This is a genomic window from Paracoccus sp. S-4012 (assembly GCF_009674885.1).
In the GTDB taxonomy this organism is placed as follows: domain Bacteria; phylum Pseudomonadota; class Alphaproteobacteria; order Rhodobacterales; family Rhodobacteraceae; genus Paracoccus.
This window is the reverse complement of sequence record NZ_WKKA01000011.1, coordinates 17358-34129: the sequence shown is the minus strand read 5'-3', so window position 1 is coordinate 34129 and position 16772 is coordinate 17358. Positions and strand designations below refer to the sequence as shown.

The 16772-nt window shown below is 69.8% G+C and carries 19 protein-coding genes, 1 tRNA gene and 1 pseudogene; 16 read left to right on the top strand and 5 right to left on the bottom strand.

The features are described from left to right. Nucleotides 1-76 precede the first annotated feature (76 nt). Genes GI374_RS13680 through GI374_RS13660 form a run of 5 tightly spaced genes read left to right on the top strand, consistent with a single transcriptional unit; the run spans nucleotide 77 to nucleotide 4775 of the window. A complete protein-coding gene (locus tag GI374_RS13680; protein WP_154337627.1) occupies nucleotides 77-868 on the top strand; it encodes an ABC transporter ATP-binding protein in 792 nt (263 codons plus the stop codon). Further along, nucleotides 865-1620: an ABC transporter ATP-binding protein gene (locus GI374_RS13675; RefSeq protein WP_154337626.1), complete on the top strand. Its 756-nt coding sequence runs from the start codon at nucleotides 865-867 to the stop codon at nucleotides 1618-1620. Before GI374_RS13680 ends, GI374_RS13675 begins: the two co-directional genes overlap by 4 nt. Next, the gene (locus tag GI374_RS13670; RefSeq protein WP_154337625.1) at nucleotides 1601-2506 is read left to right on the top strand and encodes a branched-chain amino acid ABC transporter permease; all 906 of its coding nucleotides are present in this window, start codon (nucleotides 1601-1603) and stop codon (nucleotides 2504-2506) included. The genes GI374_RS13675 and GI374_RS13670 overlap by 20 nt, the downstream gene beginning before the upstream one ends. Continuing rightward, a complete protein-coding gene (locus GI374_RS13665) occupies nucleotides 2503-3510 on the top strand; it encodes a branched-chain amino acid ABC transporter permease (protein WP_154337624.1) in 1008 nt (335 codons plus the stop codon). The genes GI374_RS13670 and GI374_RS13665 overlap by 4 nt, the downstream gene beginning before the upstream one ends. Continuing rightward, nucleotides 3507-4775: an ABC transporter substrate-binding protein gene (locus GI374_RS13660; protein ID WP_154337623.1), complete on the top strand. Its 1269-nt coding sequence runs from the start codon at nucleotides 3507-3509 to the stop codon at nucleotides 4773-4775. The genes GI374_RS13665 and GI374_RS13660 overlap by 4 nt, the downstream gene beginning before the upstream one ends. 49 nt (nucleotides 4776-4824) lie before the next feature. Here the strand turns inward: GI374_RS13660 and GI374_RS13655 are convergent, their stop codons facing one another. Beyond that, nucleotides 4825-5649: an alpha/beta hydrolase gene (locus GI374_RS13655; protein ID WP_154337622.1), complete on the bottom strand. Its 825-nt coding sequence runs from the start codon at nucleotides 5647-5649 to the stop codon at nucleotides 4825-4827. Nucleotides 5650-5726: 77 nt separating this feature from the next. Here GI374_RS13655 and GI374_RS19310 point away from each other — a divergent pair. Continuing rightward, nucleotides 5727-6445: pseudogene (locus tag GI374_RS19310) on the top strand (pyridoxal phosphate-dependent aminotransferase). A gap of 348 nt (nucleotides 6446-6793) precedes the next feature. Here GI374_RS19310 and GI374_RS13645 read toward each other — a convergent pair. From GI374_RS13645 to GI374_RS13635, 3 genes are all read right to left on the bottom strand, one after another. Continuing rightward, nucleotides 6794-6870: transfer RNA gene (locus GI374_RS13645), tRNA-Arg, on the bottom strand. 50 nt (nucleotides 6871-6920) lie between these two features. After that, a complete protein-coding gene (locus tag GI374_RS13640) occupies nucleotides 6921-8324 on the bottom strand; it encodes a HAMP domain-containing sensor histidine kinase (protein WP_154337621.1) in 1404 nt (467 codons plus the stop codon). A 113-nt stretch (nucleotides 8325-8437) separates the two neighbouring features. Beyond that, nucleotides 8438-8938 (bottom strand): nucleoside deaminase, encoded by a 501-nt coding sequence (locus tag GI374_RS13635; protein ID WP_229583252.1) that lies wholly within the window; start codon nucleotides 8936-8938, stop codon nucleotides 8438-8440. 142 nt (nucleotides 8939-9080) lie between these two features. Between GI374_RS13635 and rpmH the strand changes: the two genes are divergently transcribed. The 10 genes from rpmH (at nucleotide 9081) to GI374_RS13585 (ending at nucleotide 16257) form a co-directional block, all read left to right on the top strand. Then, on the top strand, nucleotides 9081-9215 hold the full coding sequence (gene rpmH, locus GI374_RS13630) for a 50S ribosomal protein L34 (protein WP_154337620.1): 135 nt from the start codon (nucleotides 9081-9083) through the stop codon (nucleotides 9213-9215). 53 nt (nucleotides 9216-9268) lie between these two features. Next, nucleotides 9269-9649 (top strand): ribonuclease P protein component, encoded by a 381-nt coding sequence (gene rnpA, locus GI374_RS13625; protein ID WP_195759929.1) that lies wholly within the window; start codon nucleotides 9269-9271, stop codon nucleotides 9647-9649. Beyond that, nucleotides 9646-9888 carry a membrane protein insertion efficiency factor YidD gene (gene yidD, locus GI374_RS13620; RefSeq protein WP_154337618.1) on the top strand — a complete coding sequence of 81 codons (243 nt, stop codon included), beginning with the start codon at nucleotides 9646-9648 and terminating at the stop codon, nucleotides 9886-9888. Before rnpA ends, yidD begins: the two co-directional genes overlap by 4 nt. After that, complete coding sequence (gene ttcA, locus GI374_RS13615) at nucleotides 9885-10775, top strand: tRNA 2-thiocytidine(32) synthetase TtcA (protein WP_154337617.1); 891 nt, start codon at nucleotides 9885-9887, stop codon at nucleotides 10773-10775. The genes yidD and ttcA overlap by 4 nt, the downstream gene beginning before the upstream one ends. Nucleotides 10776-10874: 99 nt before the next feature. Continuing rightward, nucleotides 10875-12752 (top strand): membrane protein insertase YidC, encoded by a 1878-nt coding sequence (gene yidC / locus GI374_RS13610; protein WP_154337616.1) that lies wholly within the window; start codon nucleotides 10875-10877, stop codon nucleotides 12750-12752. After that, nucleotides 12749-13516 carry an MOSC domain-containing protein gene (locus GI374_RS13605; protein WP_154337615.1) on the top strand — a complete coding sequence of 256 codons (768 nt, stop codon included), beginning with the start codon at nucleotides 12749-12751 and terminating at the stop codon, nucleotides 13514-13516. The genes yidC and GI374_RS13605 overlap by 4 nt, the downstream gene beginning before the upstream one ends. After that, complete coding sequence (gene yihA / locus GI374_RS13600) at nucleotides 13513-14163, top strand: ribosome biogenesis GTP-binding protein YihA/YsxC (RefSeq protein ID WP_370515356.1); 651 nt, start codon at nucleotides 13513-13515, stop codon at nucleotides 14161-14163. Before GI374_RS13605 ends, yihA begins: the two co-directional genes overlap by 4 nt. A 74-nt stretch (nucleotides 14164-14237) precedes the next feature. Further along, a complete protein-coding gene (gene argB / locus GI374_RS13595; protein WP_154337686.1) occupies nucleotides 14238-15137 on the top strand; it encodes an acetylglutamate kinase in 900 nt (299 codons plus the stop codon). Between the two features lie 104 nt (nucleotides 15138-15241). Next, a complete protein-coding gene (locus tag GI374_RS13590; protein WP_370515355.1) occupies nucleotides 15242-15742 on the top strand; it encodes a ferredoxin in 501 nt (166 codons plus the stop codon). Next, nucleotides 15739-16257: a histidine phosphatase family protein gene (locus tag GI374_RS13585; RefSeq protein ID WP_154337613.1), complete on the top strand. Its 519-nt coding sequence runs from the start codon at nucleotides 15739-15741 to the stop codon at nucleotides 16255-16257. The genes GI374_RS13590 and GI374_RS13585 overlap by 4 nt, the downstream gene beginning before the upstream one ends. A gap of 38 nt (nucleotides 16258-16295) precedes the next feature. Here the strand turns inward: GI374_RS13585 and GI374_RS13580 are convergent, their stop codons facing one another. Next, nucleotides 16296-16742 (bottom strand): DUF1178 family protein, encoded by a 447-nt coding sequence (locus tag GI374_RS13580; protein ID WP_154337612.1) that lies wholly within the window; start codon nucleotides 16740-16742, stop codon nucleotides 16296-16298. Nucleotides 16743-16772: the final 30 nt, after the last annotated feature.

The following is a 16772-nucleotide window of genomic DNA, read 5'->3' as shown; positions in this document are numbered from 1 at the left end:
GCCCCTTGGTGCTTGACGTGATCATATGATCAAATCTAGCCTGTGCGTCAATGTCGCACCCGAGAGTCCCAGACTGATGCAATCCGATGAGTTCGTTGGCGCCGGGGGGGTGCTCAGCCTCTCGGGGGTGAGCCGCAGTTTTTCCGGGCTGCGCGCGGTGGATAACGTCAGCTTCGAGGTCGAGGCGGGGCGGATCACGGGTCTGATCGGGCCGAACGGCGCGGGCAAGACCACGCTCTTCAACACCGTCTGCGGCGAGCTTGTCCCCGACACAGGCGACATCCGCCTCGACGGGCAGCCGGTCGCGGGCTTGCCGCCGCATAGCATCTTCGCCGCGGGACTGGCGCGCACTTTCCAGATTGCCCGCCCATTCGCCCGCCTCAGCGTGCGCGACAACGTAATTCTGGCGGCGAAGAACCAGCCGGGCGAGCGTTTCTGGAACAACTGGGTCCGCCGCGGCGCAGTCGCCGCGACCGAGCGGCGGCTGCGGGACGAGGCGGACGCGATCATCGAGTTCTGCAACCTCGCGCGCGTCGCCGATCAGCCTGCGGGCGCGATCTCGGGCGGGCAGCAGAAGCTGGTGGAGCTGGCGCGGGCGCTGATGTCGCGGCCGCGGATCGTGCTGCTGGACGAGCCGGGGGCGGGCGTGAACCCGGCACTGCTGGAGATCATCACCGACCGGATCGCCGAGCTGAACCGGCGCGGCATGACCTTCCTGATCATCGAACACAACATGGATTTCATCACCGCCCTGGCCGACCGGCTGGTGGTCATGGCGGCAGGCCGCAAGATCGCCGAGGGGCCGCCGGCCGAGATCATGGCCCGCGACGACGTGATCGACGCCTATCTGGGCGGCGAGGCGGCATGAGCGCGCCCGTGCCGCGCCTGCTGGTCGAGGCGCTCGTGGCGGGCTACCGCCGCGACCTGCCGATCCTGCACGGCGTCGATCTGCGCGTCGAGGCGGGCGAATTCGTCACCGTGGTCGGTCCGAACGGCGCCGGAAAGTCCACGCTGCTGAAGGCCGTCGCCGGGCTGATCCCGGTGATCGGCGGCACCGTCACGATAGACGGCAAACCTGCCACTGGGATCGCCACCCACTGCCTCGAGTCGGTCGGCCTGGCCTATGTCCCGCAACTCGGGAACGTGTTCGCGAGCCTCACGGTGGCCGAGAACCTGCGCCTCGGCGCGTCGTCGCTGTCGCGCGATCTGGCTTCGTCGCGGATCGACGAGGCCTTGATCCGCTTCCCCGATCTGGCGCGGCACCGCCGCCACCGGGCCGGGGCGCTGTCGGGCGGGCAGAGGCAGATGCTGGCGGTGGCCCGCGCCATGCTGATCCAGCCCGCGATCCTGATGCTGGACGAGCCGAGCGCTGGCCTCTCTCCGCGCCTCGTCGGCGAGGTGTTCGAGCATCTCGTGGCGCTCTCGGCCGCGGGCACCACGATTCTGATGGTCGAGCAGAACGTGAAGGCGGCGATGCGAATTTCAGACCGCACCTATGTGCTGGCGGACGGGCGCAACGCGATCGACGGGCGCTCGGACCAGCTGGCGCAGGATCCCGAGATGCGGCGCGTCTATCTGGGCGGCGGCCACCGGAGGGGTCATGCTGCAAGCCATAGCTGACGGGCTGCTGAACGGCTCGATCATCGCGCTGGGCGCGATCGGGCTGACGCTGACGATGGGCATCCTGCGCTTCGCCAACTTCGCCCATGCCGAGTTGATCACCTGGGGCGCTTATGTGGCCCTCGCGGTCGTGGCCGTGCTGCCGCCGCTGGTCGGGGCGATCGCGCCGTTCTCCTTCGGGCTACCGCTGCTTATCGGGATCGTCGTTGCGATGGCGGCAAGTTCGGCCTTGGCGCTCGCCGCTGATGCCGCCGTCTTCCGCCCGCTCCGGGCGCGGCGCAGCGAGTCGATGACGCTGGTCTTCGCCTCCTTCGGCGTCGCGCTGCTGGTGCGGATGGCGGTGCTGCTGATCTTCGGTGGCTCGGCGCAGTATTATTCTAACGAGCTGACCTTCGCGGTGGAGGTGCTGCCGGGGCTGATGCTGCTGCCCGATCAGGTGTTCACCTTCGGCCTGACGGCGGCGCTGTGGCTGGCGCTGCACCTGTTCTTGCAGCGCACGACGCTCGGACTGTCGATGCGGGCACTGGCCGAGAACCCGGACCTGACGCGGGTGAACGGCGTCGATGTGGCGCGGGTCACGCGCTGGACCTGGATCATCGGCGGCTCGATGGCGGCGATCGCGGGGGTTCTCTACGGGCTGAGCGTGCAACTCCGGCCCGAGATAGGCTTCCACCTGATCCTGCCCCTGTTCACCGCGGCGATCCTGGGCGGTCTGGGCAACGTCACCGGCGCGCTCATGGGCGGCATGATCGTCGGGCTGGCCGAGTCGCTGTCGGTCCTGATCATTCCGCCGGAATACAAGCCGGCGGTGCCGTTCCTGATCCTGCTGGCGGTGCTGTTCATCCGGCCCGGCGGCCTCTTCGGCGCCCTCGGAGTCGCGCGATGACTGGTCTGGCCATCTATCTGGTGTTCTTCCTGACCGTGGCGTCGATCTACGCGATCGTTGTTCTGGGGCTGAACCTGCAATGGGGCTATACCGGGCTCTTCAACGCCGGGATCGTCGGTTTCTACGCCGTGGGCGCCTACGGGACGGCCATCCTCGCCGGACCCGACCGCGCCGCGCTGATCGGCGGCTTCGGGCTGCCGTTTCCACTCGCGCTGTTTGGCGGGATGGTGCTGTCGGGAATCGCCGCCCTCATCGTCGGCCTCGCCACGCTGCGGCTGCGGGGGGAATACCTCGCGATCACGACCTTCGGCATCGCCATCTCGATCCAGCTCGTCGCGCTGAACTTCGAGTCGCTCACCGGCGGCGCCAACGGGCTCGTCGGCCTGCCGCGGCCGTTCGCTGACCGCTTCGACGATCCCGACCTCTACGGCCTCGTCTTCCTGGCCGCCATGCTGGCGACCGTCGGCATCATCTATCTCGCGCTTGAGGCGGTGGTGCGTTCGCCCTGGGGCCGGCTGCTGAACGCGCTGCGCGAGGACGAGGTCGCGGCACGTGCGCTGGGCAAGAACATCGCCGCGATCCGGCTGCAGGCCTTCGTGCTCGGCTGCATGCTGACCGGCCTCGCGGGAGGCCTCTACGTCGGCTTCATCGGCTTTGTCAGCCCGCTCGACTTCCTGCCGATCCTGACCTTCCAGATCTGGGCCATGCTGATCGTGGGCGGCAGCGGCAACAACGCCGGTGCGCTGGTCGGCGCGGTGACGGTCTGGGGCCTCTGGACGATGAGCGGGCTGCTGATCTCGCGGCTGGTTCCCGTCGGGTTCCACGCGCAGGCCGGGGCGATCCAGACCATGCTGATCGGGCTGGTGATCGTCTCCACGCTGCTGTTCCGGCCGCAGGGCATGATCGGCGAGCGCGCGGGAGGAGCGCGCTTCGGGCGGAGCAATGCGCCGCCGGTTGCAAAGGACAGGAACTGGTCCACAGGAGGAGGAGGACAACAACCATGATCCGACAGAGGCTTTTGGCCTGCCTTGCGGCAGCCACCGCGATCGCGGCGGCGCAGTCGGCGGCGGCGCAGGACTGCACCATCAACATCGGCGCGGTGCTTTCGATCACCGGCCCGAACGCGGCCATCGGTTCGGCCATCGGCGATGCCGGTCGCCTTGCGGTCGACCACTTCAACGAGGCCGGCGGCGCGGCGGGCTGCAAGCTGAATTTCGTCCTGCGCGACGATCAGGGCCAGCCCAATGTCGGCGTCGATGCCGCGAAGACGCTCGTCTCCATCGACCGCTCGCCGGTCATCCTCGGCGCGATCGCCTCGGGCGTCAGCCTGCCGATCCTGACCTCGGTCTCGGTGCCCAGCAAGGTCACGCAGATCTCGTGCTGTTCCTCGGCGCCAACCTTCACCGAGCTTGCGGAGGAGGGCGGAACGCAGGGCTACTTCTTCCGCACGCTGCCCACAGACCGCCCGCAGGCGGTCGTCATGGCCAAGATCGCGAAGGAGAAAGGCTACGGGTCCGTCGCGATCATCTACGTGAACTCGGACTACGGCAACGCCATGGCAAAGAACTTCACCGCGGCGGCCGAGGCGCAGGGGATCGAGGTCACGGATGTCGTCGGCTACAATCAGGAGCAGGCGTCCTACCGGGCCGAGGTCAGCGCCGCGCTGAAGGGCAAGCCGGATGCGCTGTTCCTGGTGGCCTTCCCGGCCGATGGCGCCACGATCACGCGCGAGTGGCTGGCCTTCGGCGGCAGCAAGCAGTTGCTGCTCTCGAACGCGATGCGGGCGCGGGAATATGTCGAAGCCGTCGGCGCGCAGCACCTGACGGAGGCGGTGGGCATCGACAACGCTCAGACCGAAGGCCCGTCAGTCGAGGCCTTCAACGCCGCCTGGACCGCCGAGAAGGGCTCGCCGCCGGAGGGGCCGGGCCTTCACACCATGTATGACGCGACGGCGGTCGCGCTGCTGGCGCTGGAGAAGGCCGGTGCGCCGGACGGCACGGCCATTCGCGATGCCGTGCGCGAGGTCACGGGCGGGCAGGGCACCACCATCTATCCGGGCCCCGAGGGCTTCGCGAAAGCCAAAGAGTTGATCGCGGCCGGTGAACCCATCACCTACGAGGGCGCGACAGGCCCCATCAAGTTCGACGAGAACGGCGACGTCACCGGCCCCTACCTGATCTGGGGGGTGGCGGACGGCGAGCTGACGACGCTCGACCAGTGGGACATGGCACGGGTGGACGCCGCACTGGCGGAGGTCAGCGGGCAGTAACGTCGGCCGCGCAAACAACACCGATTCGGGCGGGGCGCCGCCCGGATCTTCAGCCGGGCAGGCCCATCCGCCTCAGCACCTCCCGGTGAAAGCCGGTGCCCGGAACCGCCAGTTCGTCCAGCAGGACCGTGATGTGGTTCGCGCCGGGAACCTCGAGGCACGGCGCGTCGCAGCGCGCGGCGAAGGCGCGCGACTGGCGCAGGAACTCCGCCGTCTCGGCGCCTCCCACGGCCACCAGCAAGGGCGCGTCCGGGCTGATCTCGCGGCTGAGCGGGCTGAAGCGGGCCACCTCCTCCGCGGTCAGGCCCAGGTCCGCGTTCTGGAACGAGCGCGTGACCGGCTCCAGGTCATAGATGCCGCTGATCGCGGTCACGCCCCGGATCATCGGGCTCAGCGCCGGCATGTCGAGCAATTCGGCGACCACATGCCCTCCGGCGGAATGACCGGAGATGTGCAGCCGCTCCGGGTCGCCGCCATGCGCGGCGACGTTGGCATGGAGCCACCGCAAGCCCTCCGCGCACGCCGCTATCAGATCCGCCATCCGAACCGAGGGGATCAACGGATAGTCGATCAGCGCGAGCAGCGCGCCATGTTCCACGAAGGCGGGGGCCAGAAAGGCAAAGCTGTCGGCGTCCAGCGACTTCCAGAACCCGCCGTGAATGAACATCTGCACCGGCGCCGGACCACGCGCGCCGGACGGAGCCATCAGAGTCATCCGGTGAGCAGTTTGCGGTCCGTAGGCCACGCGGGTCGCAGAACAGCGCGAGAGGGCGGCCTCTGCCGCCGAACGGCGCCGCGCGAACAGCGCGTCGAGCCCCTGAACCGAGTCGAGCGAGAAATCCCGGTCCATCACCGGATCCGTCCTTGCCATCATCTCGCCCTCCGCTCCGACTTGTGAACTGAGACCCTACTGGCCGGACCCGCGCCGGCAAGCACACCGAGAGGACCGCCATGCCCCACTTCGCCCGCCGAGTGACCGCCACCTCGAAGAAGGATTTCGGCATGGTCCGCCGCGCCGCGGAGATGGCGGGCGACCTGATCCATCTGGAACTGGGAAAGCCCAGCCACGACACTCCCGAGCATATCAGGGAAGCGACCATCGCCGCGCTGCGAGCCGGCCATGTCCACTACAGCGACCTTGCCGGGCTGCCTGAACTTCGGGCTGCATTGGATCAGAAACTACGCCGCGACAACGGCATCGCCGTCGGGCCCGACGGCATCCTGGTGACGAACGGCCTGACGCAGGCCAGTTTCGCCGCCTTTATGGCCCTGATCGACGAGGGTGACGAGGCGATCCTGCTCGAGCCCTATTACCCGCAGCACATCGGCAAGATCGAACTCGCCGGAGGCCGGGTAGTTACCGCCCCCTTGGACGCGGCCGCAGGTTTCCGCATCCGATCCGACCTCATCGAGCTGAGGATCACTCAGCGCACCAAGGCGATTGCGCTCGTGAATCCTGCAATCCGACCGGGCGCGTCTACTCACGCGAGGAGCTGGACGAACTAGCCGCGCTCGCCATCGAACACGACCTCATCGTGGTCTCAGACGAGGTCTATGAGGAAATCGTCTTCGATGGTAACCGCCGCATCTCGATCGCGTCGCTGCCGGGAATGCGCGAGCGGACGATCAGCTGTTTCGCCTTCACCAAGGCCTGGGCCATGGATGGCTAGCGGATCGACTATCTCGCCGCCGATCCGGCGATGATCCCGACCCTGCTGAAGATCACGACCAAGGAAGTGACCCACCTTAACACCTTCATCCAGCACGGCGCCCCTGCGGCGATCACCGGACCGCGCGAGCCGCTGACGGAAATGGTGGAAGCCGACCGTGACGCCCGCGATCGCTGCAGTCTGCAACACGGATTCTTTAGAAGTATCTGGCTAAGACCCTTTGTCTGTCCCGGGCCGCGATTCTTGCCTTCGAGAACAGCCCGAACAGCGTTTGCAAACCGGCTGCAAGCCGGCCCTTAAAAGGCCGACTACCCTCACGTAAAACTTCAAGGGGAGCAATAGGCTAAATGGCGGACCCGGAGCGATTCGAACGCCCGACCCCCAGATTCGTAGTCTGGTGCTCTATCCAGCTGAGCTACGGGTCCGTCGTGGCGCGTGATCTAGGGCGCGCGCGCGGCACATGCAAGCGGGAAAGTCAGCGGTCGGGCGCGAAGTCCTGCAGGTCGCGCGGCAGATAGAGGCGGAACTCGGTCCCGGTCTCGTCGCTGCGGAACAGCTCCAGCCGGCCGCCATGGCCGCGCACGAGGTCGGCGGCGATGGCGAGGCCGAGGCCGGTGCCGCCCTTGCGGCCGCCCGCGGCGAAGGGCTTGAAGAGCGCGTCGCGCGCCTTCTCGGGCAGGCCGGGGCCGGTGTCGCCGACGCGCAGGCACCACAGCGCCTCGTCCTCGGAGGCGCCGATCTCGACGGTGCCGGGCCGCGCCGTCGCCTCGATCGCCTGGCGGGCGTTGCGGGCGAGGTTCGCCAGCACCCGGTAGAGCTGGTCCCGGTCGGCGCGGATCTTGAGGCCGGGGGCGACGTCGGTCACGAACTCCACCGGCGCGTCGCCCGCGGCGAGGCTTTCGGCCTCCACAACCTCGGCGATCAGCCCTGCGGCGCTGAAGCGGCTGAGCGAGGGCGCCGGCTCCTCGGCCTTGCCGTAGGCGAGCGTCGTCTCGCAGAGGTTCACGGCGCGGCTGATCGAGTTGACCAGCTTCGGCGCGGCGCGGCGCACCGCGGGGTCGGCGCTGTCCTCCAGCCGGTCGGCGAAGATCTGGCTGGTGGTCAGGATGTTGCGCAGGTCATGGCTGATCTTCGCCACCGCCTCGCCGAGATTGGCCAGCCGCTCGCGCTGCCGCAGCGAGCTGGTCACGCGGGTCTGCATGATCTCGAGGGCGGTCTCGGCCTCGCGCAGCTCGACCGTGCGCGCGGTGGGGCGGATGATGGCGCGGCTGTCGCCCGGGGCCTCGGCGAAATCCGACATGTGCGAGATGACGCGGCGCATCGGAACGAGGATCAGGCGCTGCGCCGCGAGGTTCAACAGGAGCGCCGTCAGGATCGAGAAAAGGGCCGAGATCGCCAGCACCCGCGCGCCCGCGTCGATCATCCCCTGCCGGAGCGGCGCCGTGGAGAGCGTGATCTCGATCAGCTGCCCGGCGCCCATCACCGGGGCGCCGATCACGCGGATCACCCGCGGCTCGGGATCGGCCAACCGCGCCAGGGCGTCGCGGATGCTGCCCCAGAACGAGACCTCGCGCAGGTCGTAGGTCGCGGCCACCGGGCCCGGAATGGGCGACGAGAGGACCAGCTGGCGCACGTCATCGCGGCGCAGGACGACGTTGTAGACGCCCGCGTTCTGCAGCAGTTCCCGCTCGAGGTCGGCGGCGATGGCGGCGTCGCTGGCGAGCAGCGCGAGGCTCGCGATCTGCGCACGCTCGAGGCTCGCCTCGAAATAATCGAGGCGGAAGTTCGCCACCGCGGGCAGCAGGATGAAGACCTCGGCCAGCACCACGAACAGCAGCGTGAGGATGGCGAATCGGCCTGATAGTGTGTTGAGCTTCATTTCGTCCGGTATGAACGCCGCCGGGTCGCCGCCCGCGACTTAGCGATTCTGGTGATCGGCTGCCCCTCACGAAACCGCGAGGTGGCGCCATGGTTCCCGGCGGGTCTGTGGCCTCAACCGGCTTGCCCGCCAGCCCGGAACCCCGGCTGAAGCGCCGCCGCCTCGTCTTCCAGCAACGGTCCGCGAACGACGACCCGGTTCGGCCCGGCATCGAAGACGGTCCGGCAGGGCAGGGGGAGCGTGGGGTTGTCGACATCGCCCCCGCCCCGGCGCCCGAGGTCCGCCACGCTCTGCCCGAAGACGACACGGCCGATGCCGGCCCAGTAGATCGCGCCGGCACACATGGCGCAGGGCTCGGCCGAACTGTAGAGCGTGCAGCCGGCGAGGAAATCCGGCCGCCAGCGGCGGCTCGCGCGCGTTGCCAGTAGGCGCTCGGCATGGGCGGTCATGTCCTTGCCCTCGGCATAGGTGTTTCCCTGCTCCATCAGCAGGGAGCCGTCGGGCCCGACGAGGATGGCGCCATAGGCCGGGTTTCCGGCGTCGCGGGTTGCACGGGCGATGGCAAAGGCGCGGCGCAGCATCGGGTCGTCGTTCGTCTCGTCGAAAACAGCCAAGGTGTCCTCCCTCGTGCGCGCGGCTTGACTTGGTCCGGGGGCGCCGCTATCTGCCGGGCTTCGCAATTCGCCCCCCCATTGCCTGGGCCGGCCCTGATGTGCCGCGCAGCCGCAGACACCGTGATACCCCGGAGTAAGACCGATGAAACGCACTTTCCAGCCCTCGAACCTGGTTCGCGCCCGCCGGCACGGTTTCCGGGCGCGGATGGCGACCAAGGGCGGCCGCCGGGTCCTGTCCGCGCGTCGCGCCAAGGGCCGCCGCGTCCTCAGCGCCTGAGCCCAGCCGGCATGGCCCGCCTCGCGGCGCCGTGCACGCCCGAGCCTGACGGCATGACCCCGCCCGCGCCCGAGCCGGCGGGGCTTCCGCGTCTGGAGATCATGGCCCGGCGCGCCGACTTCCTCAAGGCGGCCTCGGCCCGGCGGCACGGCACGCCCGGTTTCCTGCTGCAGGCCCGTGACCGCGGGCCGGAGGGCGGCGAGGCGGTGCGGGTGGGCTTCACCTGCTCGAAGAAGATCGGCAACGCCGTGACCCGAAACCGCGCCAAGCGCCGGCTGCGCGCCGTCGCCCGCGAGGTGCTGCCGCGTCTGGCCCGGCCCGGCTGGGACTACGTCCTCGTCGGCCGGCCCGGCGCCACAGTAACGCGCGACTTCGCGGCGCTGACCGCCGACCTCGAGGCCGCCATGGCGCGGGTCCACGGGGGCGGGCGATGACCCTGCTCGCGCGCATCCTGTCGCTGCCCGTCCACGCCTACCGGCTGCTTCTGTCGCCCTGGCTCGGCCATGGCTGCCGCTTCCAGCCGACCTGCTCGGCCTATGCGCTCGAGGCGCTCGCCACGCATGGCGGCCTCCGCGGGGGCTGGCTGACGCTGCGTCGCCTCGCCCGCTGTAATCCCTGGGGCGGCCACGGCTACGACCCCGTCCCGAGACCGCGCGAGAGGGCACCGCGATGAACGACCTCGCCTACATCGACGCGGACGAGATTCACCCGCTGTTCCGCGGCGCCCCGTCCTCGACCGAGTTCCGCAAGCTCCGCAAACGCCTCGTGCGCGAGGTGCGCGCGGCGATCGACACCTACGGCATGATCCGCGAGGGCGACCGCTGGCTGGTCTGCCTCTCGGGCGGCAAGGACAGCTACACGCTGCTGGCCGTCCTGCACGAGCTGCAATGGCGCGGGCTGCTGCCGGTGGAGCTTCTGGCCTGCAACCTCGATCAGGGCCAGCCGGGCTTCCCGGCGACGGTGCTGCCGCAGTTCCTGACCGAGCGCGGGGTCGCGCACCGGATCGAGTACCAGGACACCTATTCCATCGTCACCGACAAGATCGCGCCCGGCGGGACCATGTGCTCGCTCTGCTCGCGGCTGCGGCGCGGCAACCTCTACCGCATCGCCCGCGAGGAGGGCTGCGCGGCGGTGGTCCTCGGCCATCACCGCGACGACATCCTCGAGACCTTCTTCATGAACCTCTTTCACGGCGGCAGGCTCGCGGCGATGCCGCCGAAGCTGCTGAACGAGGACGGCGACCTGACGGTGCTGCGGCCGCTGGCCTTCGTTGCCGAGGCCGATTGCGACCGTTTCGCCCGCACGATGGGCTATCCGATCATCCCCTGCGACCTCTGCGGCAGTCAGGACGGCTTGCAGCGGGTGCAGGTGAAGCGGCTGCTGGACGAGTGGGAGGCGCGCACGCCCGGCCGCCGTCAGGTGATGTTCCGGGCGCTGATGAACGTGCGGCCCTCGCATCTGGCGGACCCGTCGCTCTTCGACTTCGCGGCGCTCATGGGCGCCGCGGGGACGCGCCAAGCCCTGGCCGAGCCGCCGATACCCGACCTTCGCCCCGGTTGACCTGGGGGAGGGCGGGGGCGAATGCGCTTGACCTCACGTCCCCCCTTCTGTTGAACGGCGCGGATTTCCCCCCTCCCCCCGACAGGCCCCGCATCCAGCATGGACGACAACAACCGCAATCTCATCCTGGCGACCGTGCTGTCGTTCCTGGTGGTCGTGCTGTGGTACACGCTCTTTGCGCCGCCGCCCCCGGCCACCGCGCCCGCGCCAGAGGCCGTCGCCACCGCGCCGGGCACCGCCGCGCCCGCGCCTGACGGGACCACGACCACGACCGCGGCAACGCCGGGCCTCGACGCGCCGTCCTCGGACCCGAGCGCGAATGCAGAACGCGTGACCATCGCCACGCCCTCGCTCTCGGGCTCGATCTCGCTCGCCGGTGGGCGGATCGACGACCTGCTGCTGACCAGCTACCGCGAGACCCTCGACGAGAACTCGCCGCATGTCCGCCTGCTGTCGCCGACCTTCGGCCCGCGCGAGCCTGCGGTCGCCGCCCCGGTGACGCCCGACGCCCAGCCCGACGTGCCGCCCCAGAAGCCCTATTACGCCGTCTACGGCTGGCTCCCCGGCCCCGGCGTCGATCCGGCGCTCGTCCCCGGCCCGGCAACCCTCTGGTCACTCGAGAGCGGCGCCGAACTCGCCCCCGGCGCGCCCGTGACGCTCGCCTGGGACAACGGCGCCGGCCAGATCTTCCGCCGCATCTTCGCGGTGGACGACCGCTACCTCTTCACCATCACGCAGTCGGTCGAGAACCTTGGCGACGCCGCCTTCTCGGCCGCGCCCTACGGCATCATCGCCCGGCATGGCCGTCCCGACACGCAGAACTTCTTCGTGCTGCACGAGGGCGCGGTGGGCATGGCCGACGGCTCGCTCGAGGAGCTGAAATACAAGGCCATTGCCGACCTCGACCCGCAGGGCATGGAAGGCCCGGCCGAGATCGTGCAGGTCGCGGCCAACGGCTGGATCGGCTTCACCGACAAGTACTGGATGACGACCCTCGCCCCGGCGCCGGGGCAGGGCTTCACCTCGGTGGTGAAATACGCGCCGGGCGCCGACATCTACCAGACCGAGGCGCGGATGCCGCTGCTGACGGTCGAGCCCGGCGCCCGCACCGATCAGGCGAGCTATCTGTTTGCCGGGGCGAAGGTCGTGGACGTGCTGCGCGGCTACCAGGAAACGCCCGGCATCCAGGGCTTCGTGGACGCCGTGGACTGGGGCTGGTTCTTCTTCCTCACGAAGCCGATCTTCTCGCTGCTGCACTGGCTCAACGGCATGATCGGCAACGTGGGCTGGTCGATCATCGCGCTGACGGTGGTGCTGAAGCTGCTGGTCTTCCCGCTGGCGCGGAAGTCCTACATCTCGATGGCGCGGATGAAGGAGCTTCAGCCCGAGATGGAGGCGATCAAGGAGCGCACCGGCGACGACCGGATGAAGTTCCAGCAGGAGGTGATGGCCCTCTACAAGACGCAGAAGGTCAACCCCGCCGCGGGCTGCCTGCCGGTGCTGCTGCAGATCCCGATCTTCTTTGCGCTCTACAAGGTGATCTTCGTCACCATCGAGCTGCGCCACGCGCCCTGGATCGGCTGGATCCGCGACCTGAGCGCGCCCGACCCCTCGTCGCTGCTGAACCTGTTCGGGCTGCTGCCCTGGGCCACACCCGCGCCGGGCACGATGCTGCACATGGTCGCGCTGCCGGCGCTCGCCATTGTGCTCGGCATCTCGATGTGGCTGCAGCAGAAGCTGAACCCGACGCCGACCGACCCGACGCAGAAGATGATCTTCGCCTATATGCCGTGGATCTTCATGTTCATGCTCGGCGGCTTCGCCTCCGGGCTGGTCCTCTACTGGATCGCGAACAACACCATCACGATCATCCAGCAATACTGGATCATGTCCTCGCACGGGCACCGGCCGGACCTGTTCGGCAACATCACCTCGAGCTTCCGGCGCCAGAAGGCGGCGGACAAGCCGAAGAAATGACCGCCGCGGCGGGGCGGCTGGCCGAGATCCACCGCTTCCCGGTGAAGTCGATCGGCGGCGAGCGGCTGGATCGGGTCAGGCTGGAACCCGGCCGGACGCTGCCCGGCGACCGCGAATGGGGCGTGCTGCACGCCGATTCGCTCCATCACCTAGAAGGGGATGCGCTGACGAAGTGGCTGCCCAAGTCGGCGATGCTCCGCGGCGCGGCGTCCGCCGCCCTGCAGGGCGTCCGCGGCGGCTGGGGCGAGGATGGACGGCTGCATCTGACGCATCCGGAGCGCCCGCCGCTGTCGCTGGACCCCGCGCGCGACGAGGCCGCGCTTCTCGACTGGCTCGCCCCCCTCTGGGCTGACAGCGGCAAGGCCCCCGCCGCGCGTCTGGTGACGGCCCCTCAGCCGCTGACCGACAAGCGCGAGCCCTTCATCTCGCTCCTGTCCCTCTCCAGCCTCGCCGACCTCGAGGGCCGCCTCTGCCGCCCCCTCGGCACCGACCGCTGGCGCGCGAACCTCTGGGTGGACGGCTGGGAGCCCTACGCCGAACACGACATGCGCCTGATGACGCTCCGCATCGGCCCCACGACGGTCCGGGTCCGCGAGCGGATCGAGCGTTGCGCCGCGACCTCGGCCGACACCAAGGCCGGCCGCCTCGACGGCGACATGCCGGCCGAGATCGAGGCACAGTTCATGCACCGCAACTTCGGCGTCTATGTCGAGGTGCTGGAAGGCGGCGAAATCGCCCCGGGCGATCCGGTGGAGGTGCTGTGAAGCTCGATTTTCTCCCCGCGCCCGAACCCTCGACGGAGGAGGCCGAGGCCGGGCGGCTGCTGTTTGCCGGGCCGGTGGACTTCGTGAAGGGCGTCGTCGCGATGGACGGGCTGCCGCCCGCCGACCGGCCCGAGGTCTGCTTCGCCGGCCGCTCGAACGTGGGCAAGTCCAGCCTCATCAACGCGCTGACCGGCCGCAAGGGCATCGCCCGGGCCTCGAACACGCCGGGCCGCACGCAGGAGATCAACTATTTCGACCTCGGCACCCGCAGCTACCTCGTGGACCTGCCCGGCTACGGCTTCGCCAAGGCGCCCTTGCCGGTGGTGCGCCGCTGGCAGGAGCTGCTGAAGGCCTATCTCTCCGGCCGCCCGACGCTGCGCCGCGCCTTCGCGCTGATCGACTCGCGTCACGGCGTCAAGGACGTGGACCACGAGATCATGACGCTGCTCGACCGCTCGGCGGTGCCGTTCCAGGTGGTGCTGACCAAGGCCGACAAGATCGGCCCGAAGGCGATGGAGGACACACTCGCCCAGGTGGCCGAGGCGCTGCAGCGCCACCCGGCGGCCTTCCCGCAGCTGGTCGTGACCTCGTCGGAGAAGGGTGAGGGCATCCCCGCCCTGCGCGCCATCATCGCCGGGATCGAGTGACGGTTGCACCCCCAGGCCGCGCGCCATAGCGTCGCGGCCCGGACCCGAGGGATGCGAGGATGAAGGCTCAGCACATGGACCGCGACTGGACGACGACCGCCCGCACGCTCTCCGAGGCGCTGCCCCATATCCAGCGTTATGCGGGCGCCGTGGTGGTGGTGAAGTTCGGCGGCAACGCCATGGGCGACGACGAGGCCATGGCCGAGTTCGCGCGCGACATCGTGCTGATGAAGCATGTCGGCATCCATCCGGTCGTGGTCCATGGCGGCGGGCCGATGATCAACGACCTGCTCGGCCGGCTCGGGATCGAGAGCCGCTTCGTGCGCGGCAAGCGCGTCACCACGCGCGAGACCGTCGAGGTGGTCGAGATGGTCCTCTCGGGCCTCGTCAACAAGCGCATCGTGCAGGCGATCAACGACGCGGGGGGGAGGGCGGTCGGCATCTCCGGCAAGGACGACGACATGATGGTCTGCGAGGCCGACGACCCCGAACTGGGCTTCGTCGGGCGACCGATCGAGATGAACGTCCAGATCATCCGCGACCTCTACAACGCCGGGCTGATTCCGGTGATCGCCCCGGTGGCGACCGGCATGGCCGACAACGAGACCTTCAACGTGAACGGCGACACCGCCGCCGGTGCCATCGCCGGGGCGCTGAAGGCCGACCGGCTGCTGCTGTTGACCGATGTCGCGGGGGTCAAGGACGCCTCGGGGCAGGTGCTGACGCAGATGAACCCCGACCAGGTCCGCGCCATGATCGAGGACGGCACGATCGCGGGCGGCATGATCCCCAAGACCGAGACCGCGCTCGCCGCGCTCGACGAGGGAGTGCGCGCGGTGGTGATCCTGGACGGCCGGGTGCCCCATGCCGGGCTGCTGGAGCTGTTCACCGAACTGGGCGCGGGCAGCCTGATCCGCTCGACCGAGCCGCGGGTGAAGCCGCACGGGCTGCGCCAAGGGGGCAGCGGGCTCTGACCCCTTCGCCGCCTGACGGGCTTTTCGTCGCGGGCTTCGCCCCGGAGGCGGGCGGCACAGCGGTCCTGCTGGCGCCGGACGGGGCGCGCTTCTGGGAGGTGCTGGTGGCCAGCCCCGAATGGCAGGACGGCGAGCCCAACCCGGTGGACCGCTGGTCGGCGCGGGTGATCGGGGCGCTTGCAGCCGGTTGGGACGGACGGGCGGTGCTGCCCTCGGACGGCCCGCCTTATCCGCCGTTTCAGGCCTGGGCTGTGGCATCGGGCCGCGCTTGGGTGTCGCCCGTCGGCATGCTGGTCCATGCCTGGATGGGCCTCTGGGCCAGCTTCCGCGGCGCGGTGCTGCTGGACGCCCCCTGCCCGGCGCCGCCGGCCCGGCCGGCCCCCTGCGAGACCTGCCCCGACCGCCCCTGCCTGAGCGCCTGCCCGGTCGGTGCCCTCGGCCCCGCGGGATACGACCTCGCCGCCTGCCACGGCCAGCTCGACCGGCCCGGCGGGGCCGACTGCATGACCGCCGGTTGCCTCGCGCGCCGCGCTTGCCCCGCGGGTCAAGGCTATGGCAGGCTCCCCGGGCAGTCGGCCTATCACATGAGGCAGTTCCACCGATGACCCCACCGGGCCGCCGCCGCCTGATCCTCACCCGCCACGCGAAATCCGACTGGGACGACCCGTCGCTGCCCGACCACGACCGGCCGCTGAACGCCCGCGGCCGCCGCTCGGCCCGCGAGCTCGGCGACTGGCTGGCGAGTCGCGGCTACGAGCCGGAGGAGGTCCTCTGCTCGACCGCGGCCCGCACCCGCGAGACCTGGGAAGAGGTCGAGCGCGCCGCCCTCGCCGTCCTCCCGGCGATCCGTTTCGAGCGCAGCCTCTACCACGCCGAACCGGCGCAGATGCTCGCCATCCTGCGCACGGCCACCGCGCCGACGGTCATGATGATCGGCCACAACCCCGGCATCGCCGCCTTCGCAGCCGGCCTTCCCGCCCGCCCGCCGCTGACCTCCGACTTCCGCCGCTATCCGACGGCGGCGACGCTGGTCGTGGATTTCCAGGGAGACGACTGGGCTGCGGTCAGCCCCGGCGAGGGAAGCGTGATGGATTTCGTGCGGTTCGACGGGCGGGAGTAGGCCGCCGCGAGCGCGTCCGGCCTGTCCGCCCGAACCCCTCAGTTCATCCGCTGCTTCGGCAGGAACGGCAGCGGCGCGACCGGCAACCCGTCCTCGATCATCTGGCGGGCCTCCTCCGGCTTCGCCTCGCCGTGGATCGGGCGATGCGGGGCGTGGCCCTCGTGCATGGCGCGAGCCTCGCTGACGAAGCGCATGCCGACATAGTTCGAGTTCGCCTCGACATGGGCGCGAAGCTCGGCGATCGAGCGGGCGATTTCCGCCGGGTCGGGCGCGGGCGCCTCCGCTTCTGGTGCGGGGCGATCCGGGACGGCCTTGGCGCGGCGCGATGGCAGGGCCGGGGCCATCAGCGCGCGATCGACCGCCGTGATGCCGCAGCGGGTGCAGGTGACGAGACCGTCGTCACGCTGGCTCTCGAAGATCTGCGAGGAGCGGAACCAGCCTTCGAACTCGTGCCCCTCGCTGCAGCGCAGCGCATAACGGATCATCGGCTTTCCCCCCACTCACATATGCCATTC